This window comes from Neobacillus drentensis, assembly GCF_036966985.1.
Taxonomy (GTDB): domain Bacteria; phylum Bacillota; class Bacilli; order Bacillales; family Cytobacillaceae; genus Neobacillus; species Neobacillus drentensis_E.
The window spans coordinates 1-10,365 of record NZ_JBALSN010000168.1 but is presented as its reverse complement, the minus strand read 5'-3'; the positions used below and the strand labels follow the sequence as shown (position 1 = coordinate 10,365).

At 39.5% G+C, this 10,365-nt stretch carries 11 protein-coding genes, 1 pseudogene and 2 riboswitches; all 12 genes and pseudogenes read left to right on the top strand.

What is annotated here, in order from left to right; all coding sequences use genetic code 11:
* Nucleotides 1–70 precede the first annotated feature (70 nt).
* Nucleotides 71–219: riboswitch (FMN riboswitch) on the top strand.
* 150 nt (nt 220–369) lie between these two features.
* Nucleotides 370–1,029, top strand: coding sequence for a riboflavin synthase (gene ribE / locus V7659_RS11595; RefSeq protein WP_335540143.1), 660 nt, complete (start codon nt 370–372; stop codon nt 1,027–1,029).
* A gap of 40 nt (nt 1,030–1,069) precedes the next feature.
* Nucleotides 1,070–1,693: pseudogene (ribB, locus tag V7659_RS11590) on the top strand (3,4-dihydroxy-2-butanone-4-phosphate synthase); the annotation flags it as partial.
* A 47-nt stretch (nt 1,694–1,740) separates the two neighbouring features.
* The gene (gene ribH / locus V7659_RS11585) at nt 1,741–2,211 is read left to right on the top strand and encodes a 6,7-dimethyl-8-ribityllumazine synthase (protein ID WP_026566960.1); all 471 of its coding nucleotides are present in this window, start codon (nt 1,741–1,743) and stop codon (nt 2,209–2,211) included.
* Between the two features lie 57 nt (nt 2,212–2,268).
* Nucleotides 2,269–2,460, top strand: a riboswitch (cobalamin riboswitch).
* Between the two features lie 193 nt (nt 2,461–2,653).
* Nucleotides 2,654–3,619 carry an ABC transporter substrate-binding protein gene (locus tag V7659_RS11580; RefSeq protein WP_335540142.1) on the top strand — a complete coding sequence of 322 codons (966 nt, stop codon included), beginning with the start codon at nt 2,654–2,656 and terminating at the stop codon, nt 3,617–3,619.
* Complete coding sequence (locus tag V7659_RS11575) at nt 3,585–4,643, top strand: FecCD family ABC transporter permease (protein WP_335540141.1); 1,059 nt, start codon at nt 3,585–3,587, stop codon at nt 4,641–4,643. Before V7659_RS11580 ends, V7659_RS11575 begins: the two co-directional genes overlap by 35 nt.
* A gap of 3 nt (nt 4,644–4,646) precedes the next feature.
* Entirely contained in the window at nt 4,647–6,116 is a 1,470-nt protein-coding gene (locus tag V7659_RS11570; protein ID WP_335540140.1) for an adenosylcobinamide amidohydrolase, read from the top strand.
* Complete coding sequence (cbiB, locus tag V7659_RS11565; RefSeq protein WP_335540139.1) at nt 6,110–7,093, top strand: adenosylcobinamide-phosphate synthase CbiB; 984 nt, start codon at nt 6,110–6,112, stop codon at nt 7,091–7,093. Before V7659_RS11570 ends, cbiB begins: the two co-directional genes overlap by 7 nt.
* Nucleotides 7,050–8,135, top strand: a complete 1,086-nt coding sequence (gene cobD, locus V7659_RS11560) for a threonine-phosphate decarboxylase CobD (protein WP_335540138.1) — start codon at nt 7,050–7,052, stop codon at nt 8,133–8,135. The genes cbiB and cobD overlap by 44 nt, the downstream gene beginning before the upstream one ends.
* Nucleotides 8,108–8,680, top strand: coding sequence for a bifunctional adenosylcobinamide kinase/adenosylcobinamide-phosphate guanylyltransferase (locus tag V7659_RS11555; RefSeq protein WP_335540137.1), 573 nt, complete (start codon nt 8,108–8,110; stop codon nt 8,678–8,680). Before cobD ends, V7659_RS11555 begins: the two co-directional genes overlap by 28 nt.
* Nucleotides 8,677–9,213: an AAA family ATPase gene (locus V7659_RS11550; protein ID WP_335540136.1), complete on the top strand. Its 537-nt coding sequence runs from the start codon at nt 8,677–8,679 to the stop codon at nt 9,211–9,213. The genes V7659_RS11555 and V7659_RS11550 overlap by 4 nt, the downstream gene beginning before the upstream one ends.
* On the top strand, nt 9,138–10,148 hold the full coding sequence (locus tag V7659_RS11545; protein ID WP_335540144.1) for a cobyric acid synthase: 1,011 nt from the start codon (nt 9,138–9,140) through the stop codon (nt 10,146–10,148). The genes V7659_RS11550 and V7659_RS11545 overlap by 76 nt, the downstream gene beginning before the upstream one ends.
* Nucleotides 10,148–10,365, top strand: a 218-nt coding sequence (locus tag V7659_RS11540; RefSeq protein ID WP_335540135.1) for an adenosylcobinamide-GDP ribazoletransferase, incomplete at its 3' end; no start/stop codon positions are given. The genes V7659_RS11545 and V7659_RS11540, both read left to right, overlap by 1 nt.

The following is a 10,365-nucleotide window of genomic DNA, read 5'->3' as shown; positions in this document are numbered from 1 at the left end:
AAAAACTAGTTAGAACGGATTACTTTACTATTAGAATGAAATGTCATAACATATAAATATATATTTAAATAATTTCCTTCGGGGTCAGGTGAAATTCCTAACCGGCGGTGATGAAGCTAAGCTTCTTAGTCCGTGACCCGGTTAACATAATTATGTTAAGCGGTGGATCTGGTGAAACTCCAGGGCCGACAGTTAAAGTCTGGATGGGAGAAGGAAAAGACAGGATTAACAGTAGGGTGAAGTGTACCTATTTTTAAGCCTTTATTTTCTATTGCCATTTTACTGGACCCTGATGACTTATTGTCTTCAGGGTCTTTCTTTTTTTTAGAGTAAGAATTAAAGGGAAACATAGTAAGGAGTAGAAACAATATGTTTACTGGAATTATTGAAGAAATTGGCGTAGTCGCAAACATCCAGCGGACGGGCGAATCGTTTGTATTAACCATTGAAGCGAAAAAAATACTGAACGATGTCCATCTTGGCGACAGTATTGCTGTTAATGGGGTTTGTCTAACCGTTACATCCTTTACTGGGAGACTGTTTACGGTAGATGTTATGCCGGAGACGGTCAGAGCCAGCAGTTTAAACATGGTAAAACGGGGTTCGAAAGTAAATCTTGAACGGGCGATGGCAGCAGGTGGAAGGTTTGGCGGTCATTTCGTTTCAGGACATATTGACGGTACAGGTGTAATAAAAAGTAAACAATCACTTGAAAATGCGATTTACTATGAGATTGAACCCGAAGAGGAATTATTGAAATATGTAATCTTAAGAGGGTCGATTTGTGTTGATGGGACAAGCTTAACCGTATTTGCCGTTTCGGAGAATAGTTTTACATTATCCATTATCCCGCATACGTTGTCAGAATCGATTCTAGGGCTTAAGGGTTCAGGGGATATTGTAAACTTAGAATGCGATATGATAGGAAAATATGTTGGTCATTTCATTAATAATTTTTCTAATCAACCTCCGCAAAAAAGCAGCAAAGGGATAACCGCTAATTTTTTAGAAGAGAATGGATTTTTTTAAACAATGTTCGTTACAAAATGGATTGAAAGGAGAGATACCCGTGTTTAATTCAATTGATGAAGCGCTATCGGATTTAAAGGAAGGCAAGGTAGTCATTGTCTGTGATGACGAGGATAGGGAAAATGAAGGGGATTTTATTTCACTTGCTGAAAAAGCAACACCTGAGGTCATAAATCTTATGGCCACTCACGGCCGAGGTCTAATCTGTGTGCCTATTGATGAGGATTTAGCTAAGAAGCTTGACTTACATCCAATGGTTACCAACAACACAGATCCGAAACGAACTGCTTTTACTGTCAGTATTGATCATAAATTCTCGACCACTGGCATTTCTGCATTTGAAAGATCCGCAACCGTTTTGAGTATGGTTGACCCGGAATCAGAAGCAGCTGATTTTTTAAGACCAGGGCATATTTTTCCGCTCATTGCTAAAAAAGGTGGAGTTCTAAAGAGAAATGGACATACAGAAGCAGCCGTGGATCTTGCCAAATTATGCGGCGCAAAGCCTGCTGGGGTTATTTGTGAAATTATGAATGAGGATGGAACGATGGCCCGGGTTCCCGATCTTTTCAAAATTGCTGAGAAAATGAATCTTAAAATGATTACGATTAAGGATTTAGTTGAATACCGAATGAAAAAAGAAAACTTGGTTAAGCGGGAAGTTTAACTAATAAAATCGTTATACACAAAACAATTGATGGAGGTATACACATGGGAAATATTTTTGAAGGAAATTTAGTTGGCTCTGGTTTAAAAATTGGAATTGTTGTTGGACGTTTTAATGAATTTATTACGAGTAAGTTATTAAGCGGTGCACAGGATGCACTGAAAAGACATGGCGTTAGCGAGTCAGACGTTGACCTTGCGTGGGTTCCTGGAGCATTTGAGATTTCATTAATCGCCCAAAAAATGGCCAATAGCAATAAATATGATGCAGTAATTACGTTAGGAACAGTCATTCGCGGTTCAACTCCACATTTTGACTTTGTTTGTAATGAAGTAGCAAAAGGTGTTTCTGCAATCAATTTAAAAAGTGGCATTCCTGTTATTTTTGGTGTGTTAACAACGGATTCAATCGAACAAGCTATTGAGCGAGCTGGAACCAAGGCTGGTAATAAAGGTTGGGATGCAGCAACGGCTGCAATAGAAATGGCAAATTTATGCAGAAGTATTGAATCTTAAATTATTGTAAAAAAACATATACAAATCATTCCACTTTTTCTATAATTAACGTAACAAAAAATATTTTTAAATTTAGGTGCTAAAATCTTATCAAGAGATTTTAAGCTTAAAAGGGAAGTTGGTAGAAGCCAACGCGGTCCCGCCACTGTAAATGGGAGCAACCTATAATATGTCACTGTCAATTATGATGGGAAGGCATAGGAAGCGATGATCATGAGCCAGGAAACCTGCCTAATTCTTGTGCGCCATGTAACCTACGAGGATAGGAAGGTGTTGAAGGCTAGACTCCTTTTACTTTTGCTAGTAATAGAATCTATTCATACCAACATCTCCATTAAAACGTGGAGATGTTTTTTTGTTGTTATCTACGCCATTTTGTTTGGCGCATGAAGGATTTATTTTTTGTTACATACAAGATATACCACAGAAAGCAGGGAGAAAAATGAAAAAATTGTATTCATTGCTGTTAGTAGTATTATTGACAGTAGGAGTGTTAGCAGGTTGTACTGAAAAGAAAGATCAGGTAAAGGAAGAATCGAAGACTAGTGTAGAGAAGAAAACAGCAGAAATCACCTATCCACTCACACTTACAGATGCAACCCAAACAAAGGTTATTATCGAAAAGAAACCTGAAAAGATTGTTTCTCTTATCCCAAGTAATACTGAAATTGTTTTTGCCTTAGGTCTCGATAAAGAAGTGGTGGGCGTGTCTGATTTCGATAATTATCCGGAGACTGCAACAAAAAAGGAAAAAGTCGGCGGTCAGGAAATTAACTTAGAAAAAATCATTTCTTTAAAGCCTGATTTAGTATTAGCCCATGCCTCTTCAGCGCACAACTCTGAAGCGGGACTCCAGCAGTTAAAAGATGCTGGGATTCCAGTTTTAGTTGTTAATGATGCACAAAATTTTGACCAAGTCTATGATTCCATTGATATGATCGGGAAAGCTACTGGTGAAACAGCGAAAGCCGATGAGATGATAACCGGGATGAAGGATAAATTGGCCGAAATTAAAGCAAAGGCTGCCGGAATAACAGAAAAGAAAAAGGTATTAGTTGAGGTTTCACCGGCTCCAGAAATTTATACACCTGGAAAGAATACTTTTATGGATCAAATGCTTAGCACGATTAATGCAGAAAACATCGCAAATGATCAAGAAGGCTGGATTAAAATTGATCAAGAGGCAATGATTAAACGTAATCCTGATGTTATCGTTACAACATACGGGTACTATGTGAAAAATCCTGCGGAGCAAGTTTTAAGCAGAAAAGGCTGGGAAACAGTCAACGCTGTAAAAAACAAGCAAGTGGTCGATGTCGATTCTGATCGCGTGACTCGCTCAGGCCCAAGGATTGTTGAAGGAGTAGAAGATCTTGCCAAGGCTGTTTATCCTGAAGTTTTTAAATAACAAGTATTTAGCCTTTTGTATAGCTGGAATTTTCCTAGTTCTTTCTATACTAATAGGTATTTCAATCGGAACGGTTTCGGTTCCAATCTTAACCATTTTAAAGATTATTAGTGCAAAATTATTTGGGCAAATTTCCTTGGAGACATTTGACCCAATGTATACGAGTATAGTCTTAAATATTCGTTTACCCAGAGTAATCTTATCAGGTCTTGTCGGGGCTTCCCTTGCTATTGCAGGGGCAGCCTTTCAAGGACTGCTAAGAAACCCGTTAGCAGATCCTTATACATTAGGTGTATCCTCGGGAGCGTCTGTGGGGGCAGTGTTGACCCTGTTTTTCCAGCTCTCCATTCCCTTCATAGGATCCTTTACATTACCATTGCTAAGTATCCTATTCTCTTTTTTTACAATCTTCTTAGTACTCATGTTTGCGAGTAAAATCGAACGATCAATGCGCGTAGAAACGATTATTTTAACAGGTATTATTTTCAGTTCCTTTTTAGGAGCAATTATTTCGCTCATGATAGCACTGACAGGAGATGAACTCCGGCAGATCATTGGCTGGCTTTTGGGAAGTGTTTCCATGAGAGGCTGGGATTACATAAAAATCATTCTACCATTTTTTATCATAGGCTCATGTTTGCTACTCTTTAATGCAAAGGAACTAAATGCGATGTCGTTTGGGGAAGAACGGGCACAACATCTAGGTGTTAATGTACACAAGAGAAAGCTCATCGTTTTGACAGCCGGTTCAATATTAACAGGAGCAGCCGTTGCGGTGTCAGGCACCATTGGTTTTGTTGGTTTGGTCATTCCACATCTGTCGAGATTATTATGGGGGCCTGATCATCGCCAGCTTCTTCCTTTGTCGATTATAACGGGCGCAGGCTTTTTAATTTTAGCTGACCTGGTTTCAAGGACGATCATTTCACCAACAGAATTACCAATTGGTGTCATCACAGCATTAATTGGGGCTCCGGTATTTGCAATAATCCTGCTACAAAGAAAAAAGGAAAGAAGTGGTTAAAGGATGCTTAGCGTTCAACAGGTTTCTGGTGGATACACGAATGAAGCGGTTCTGGAGGACATTTCTTTTGAAGTGGAAAAGGGAGAACTTTTTGGAATCCTCGGTCCGAATGGAAGTGGGAAGACAACCCTTTTAAAAATGCTAAGCGGCATACTACCAATCCAAAAAGGTGAGATTCAAATCAACGGAAAACGGCTCCAGCAATACAAGGCAAAACAATTGGCCAAAATAATTGCTGTCCTGTCCCAACATTCATCACAGTCTTTCTCTTACTCGGTGAAAGAAACCGTTTCGCTCGGGCGTTATGCCCATCAAAAGGGGTTGTTTCAATCCTGGGGTCCCGTTGATGAAGAGGTTGTCCAAAGAGTAATGAAGCAAATTGGTGTATCCAGTTTCCAAAATAAAAATATTCAGGAGTTATCAGGAGGGGAAAAACAAAGAGTCTTTCTCGCCCAAGCGTTAGCCCAAGAACCTGAAATCCTTTTATTAGACGAACCTACAAATCATTTAGATCTATCCTACCAAAAGGAATTGTTAGATTTCTTAAAACAATGGACATCAAAAAATCGGTTAACGGTCATCTCTATTTTTCATGATTTAAACCTTGCTGGGCTTTATTGTGACCGGCTGCTCCTCCTTGAAAACGGACGGATTAATATCAATCATATTCCTAATGAGGTGCTTCGTGAAGAACGAATCAGAGACGTGTACCATACTGACATTCAAAAACACCCTCATCCTAGAGTCGCTGCACCACAGATGGCCTTATTACCAAAAGTAAATCACAACGATGTCATGTTCTCAATAGATGAGTCAAGGTTACATATATCAAAAGAATGGATTGAATTAACTTCTCCCATGCCATTAAGGACCATGTCTTCAGGAGTAATTGGTTCAGGGACCGGATGGCATCAGTCGTTTGTGAATCGACATGTTAACAAGGATTACATATGTAATGACCATCGCAGCGAGATGGCCATATTTTTGAAATCAAAAGGGTTTGAACCGTCGGAAACGGTGGGCATGATGACAGCAGTCATCTTGGAAGATGTTGTTTACAAAAGATACATCGGTACTGACTTCTCGATATTTGTGGTTGTAACAGCCGGGGTTGGAAATGCGGTTGATGCTTCGAAGAGTGAACTACATTCATTTGAAATGATACCTGGAACTATCAATACATGGATTTTTGTCGAAGGAGAGTTAACAGAAGAAGCCTTTATCCAAAGTATCATGACTGCCACTGAAGCAAAGGTTAAGGCTATGAACGATCTAATGGTAATGGATGAATTGACCGGAACCTTGGCGACCGGAACCTCGACCGATAGTATTTTAATTGCTGCTACACAAACGGGCGAGGTGCTTGAATTTGCAGGAACGATTACTCCGTTAGGAAAGCTCATCAGCAAAGCTGTTTATCAGTGCACCACAGAAGCAATTCAAAAATCAAGCAAAAGGAAACGAAAATGTTAGTCAATCATTTAGCCGCGATAACAATTGCGTATATTATCGACATGTTTATTGGTGATCCACCCCACTGGCCTCATCCTGTTAGATGGATTGGTACAATGATTTCATTTTTAGAAAAACGCTTGAATAAGGGGAAGTTTACAAAATGGAAAGGGGTGGGAATGCTCCTTTTTATTTTACTCTTTGTTTATTTCATTGCATTCGTTTTAATTTTGGCAGGTTATCATGTTCACCCATTTGTTGGGATATTAGTAGAAAGTATCATTATATCAACAACTATTGCTCAAAAGAGTTTAAAGGGAGCGGCCATAGAGGTCTATCGACCATTAATTGTAGGGGAACTTTCTGAGGCTAGGAAAAAACTATCCTATATTGTTGGCCGTGATACAGAATCCCTTGATGAAGGTGAAATTGCTCGGGGTACAATTGAGACGGTGGCTGAAAATACAAGTGATGGGGTGACTGCCCCAATGTTTTGGGCACTCATTGGCGGGGCACCACTGGCGATGGTTTATCGGGCCACTAATACATGTGATTCGATGGTGGGCCACATGAATGATAGATATAAAGAGTTTGGCTGGGCTTCTGCAAGATGGGATGATGTAATGAATTGGATTCCCAGTCGATTAACAGGCATGACCATGCTGATTGGAAAACGACCAGAGAAGACAAGTATCATGCATGCTTGGATGATTTTGTTCCGTGATGCGAAAAAGCATCCAAGTCCAAACAGTGGCTGGGGAGAGGCGGCTGTTGCAGCTATTTTAGGGATCCAGTTAGGCGGTATCAATTATTACAAAGGGATCCTATCGAACCGCGCAAAAATGGGTGATCCGATTCAAATGATTCAAGCATCGCATATCCTTGGAGCCAATTCTATTCTTAGCCGGACGGTTTTTCTGTTTTTACTACTATTATGGATAGGGGGAATATTCCTTGAGTTGGCCGTCACATGGATCGAATCCTCAATATTTATATAAAGCTTTGGGATTAGTGCTCCCAAAGGAGTTTATTGATTTTAGCGCAAATATAAATCCACTTGGTCCACCAACTGCACTAAAGGAAAAGTGGGTGGATTTTTTTCAAGAAATTCATGTGTACCCTGATCCGTTTGCCACAAAGCTTACGGACATGATTTCAAATGCAGAACAGATCAAGAGTGATTCTATTTTAATTGGCAATGGTGGAGCAGAACTGATTACACTGCTTGGACAATTACTTGCTGGTAAAAGAGTCCTCATCATCGAGCCGACTTTTTCAGAATATGAAGAAGTATGTCGGGCCAATCAATGTGAAATCATCTATCATCAATTAGTAGAGCCAGACTTTACATTGAATCCAACAGATTTACTCTCTAGTCTAATAGATGTGGATGCTATGTTTTTGTGTAACCCTAATAACCCAACCGGAATTCATTATCCTCCGTCAACGATAATCTCAATCGTAGAAGAGTGTGAAAAACGAGATTGCCTCGTCATCTTAGATGAAGCTTTTTTTGATTTTTTAATCGAATATGAATCATTTGTTCCATACATAAACAGATTTTCAAATTTAATTATTATTCGCTCACTGACTAAGATGTTTGCGATACCAGGAATTCGCTTGGGGTATTTAGTCGCTCCATCAGCGATAGTTTCAGAACTGAGCAAGCAGCAATCACATTGGAGCACCAATACCATTGCGTTACTAGCAGGGGAACTTTGTCTTCAAAACGTAGCTTTTATTAAAAAGACACAGGAATTTATTGGTTATGAGCGAAAGAGGCTTTTTGATTTTTTTCATCAAAATAACTATATTGCTTCGTCATCCGATGTAAATTTTTACTTACTACAGGATCCGCTTTTACAGGATCAGTATTCATTATTTGAGTTTCTACTTCATCAAAGTATCATTCCTAGGCATACTTTTAATTTCCCAGGCTTGGAGGGAAGATGGCTGCGTTTTGCCATAAAAGGTCATGAAGAAAATCATCAATTAATGGAGGTGTTAACACAATGGCGGCATCAACACTCATCTTCATAACGGGTGGTGTGAGAAGCGGGAAGAGCAGCTTTGCGGAGAGGAAAGCAATAGAAATGGTAAGTAAAACTGGAGGTCGACTTAACTATCTGGCTACGGGTGTTGCTTCTGATCCAGAAATGAAGGAACGAATTGAAAAACATCAAAGCGATCGCTTAACAGGGGCCTGTCAGTGGAAAACATATGAACAGTCCGTTCAAATAGGAAAGATAGCGAATGAACTTAAAGGCGATGATGTGGTTTTACTAGATTGTCTCACCACACTATTAAATAATGAACTATTTTCTTCTGAGCAAAAGTGGGATGAACGATTTTTAACCACTGTTAAAGATACTATTCTCTTCGGTATTAATTCTATAAAGGAACGTGCCGGAACCATGATAATCGTGAGTAATGAGGTTTTAAATGAATTTTTACATGGCAATGAAATGGTGTTTACATATGGCCGCTTACTTGGACAAATCCATCAGTACTTAGTAAAAGAGGCAGACCAGGTGTTTTTAGTGGAAGCAGGGATTCCAATCGTTATGAAGGGAGCTGCCTCATGAAAGGAGTCATGATTCAGGGAACAGCTTCAGATGTGGGCAAAAGTTTAATCGTAACAGCCTTGTGTCGAATCCTTTCCAACGAGGGAGTAAGGGTCACCCCGTTTAAATCTCAGAACATGTCTAATAACTCTTACGTGACAAGCGACGGAAAAGAGATTGGCAGAGCACAAGGAATTCAAGCAGAGGCTGCTAGAGTAGAGCCTTCGGTATGGATGAATCCGATTTTATTAAAGCCGCGTTCCGCACAGGACGCTGAAATTGTTTATCTAGGGAAAGCAATAGAGACCCTTTCAGGGCGCCGGTATCGGGATCACTTTTATGAGAAAGGGTTAGCAGTAATTAAGGAATCACTTCAACAACTTGCAACTGCATTTGATGTAGTCGTAATTGAAGGAGCAGGCAGCCCAGTTGAAATCAATTTAAAGGACCGCGAACTTGTTAATATGATGGTGGCCGAATTGGCGGATATACCAGTCGTTTTGGTTNNGTTGGCACGCTTGATTTACTGGAGCCTACCGAAAGGGAAAGAGTAGTTGGTGTAATTATTAATAAGTTTCGCGGCGATCTCAGCTTATTTGAGGATGGAGTTCAATGGCTTGAAGAAAAAACAGGTGTCCCTGTATTAGGTGTATTACCGTTTGTTGAAAATCATATGATTGATGGCGAGGACTCATTATCGATCGGGACCCAATTTGCCTATCCGAAAAAAGGGACACTAGATATTGCTGTCATCCATCTCCCGTTTATTTCAAATTATAGTGACTTGGAGCCATTCTTATATGAAGAAGATGTAACAGTCCGCTGGGTCAAACATGCCAGTGAATTCGGACAACCAGATGCGATTATCATACCTGGTACAAAAAGTACCATCAGTGATATGCAGAATTTACGAGATAAACAGTTAGATTTTTTAATCAAAAAACATGTGGCAAATGGCGGTTTTATTGTAGGAATCTGTGGTGGATATCAAATCCTTGGCGAAGAATTGATTGATAAAGAAGGCAGAGACACAAACACTCCTAACTACAAGGTTAAAGGGTTAGGAATGATTCAAGCAACGACTACTTTTTATCAAGATAAGGAAACCAATAGAGTCAATGCTCAGTATCACAAAGCTACCGGATTGCCTGCAGATCAAGAGCTAGAGGGTTATGAAATTCATTTAGGAAAGACCATCTTTTCAAAAAAGGAGATTCCATTTTTAACCTTTGCCAATGGGGAAGATGATGGGTATTTCGGAAATGGCGGTCAAATCATTGGAACATATCTTCATCATCTTTTTCATAATGATGAATGGAGAAATCAATGGTTAAACATGATCCGGAAAAAGAAAGGTCTTCCAGTCCAAGGAATCAAATCTATTAGCGAGTATAAAGATAAACGATTTGATATTTTAGCAAATGAGATGAAAAGTCACTTAAAATGGGATTTGATGAAAAAGCTCATCCATCAATGGGGTTCAAAATAATGAAGCTCTGGAAAGGTTTTTTAATAGATATTCAATTTTTTACAGCAATCCCCATCAGAAGAGAATTGCCTATGGATCAGGAACATCTTAAAAAGGCAGTGCAAGCATTCCCACTCGTAGGATTAATGCAAGGGATCATTTATTCAACGGTTTTATTTCTTTGTCTGGAATTTACTCCTTTTAGCCATCTTGCTTCCGCCTTCTTGCTTTGGCTGGC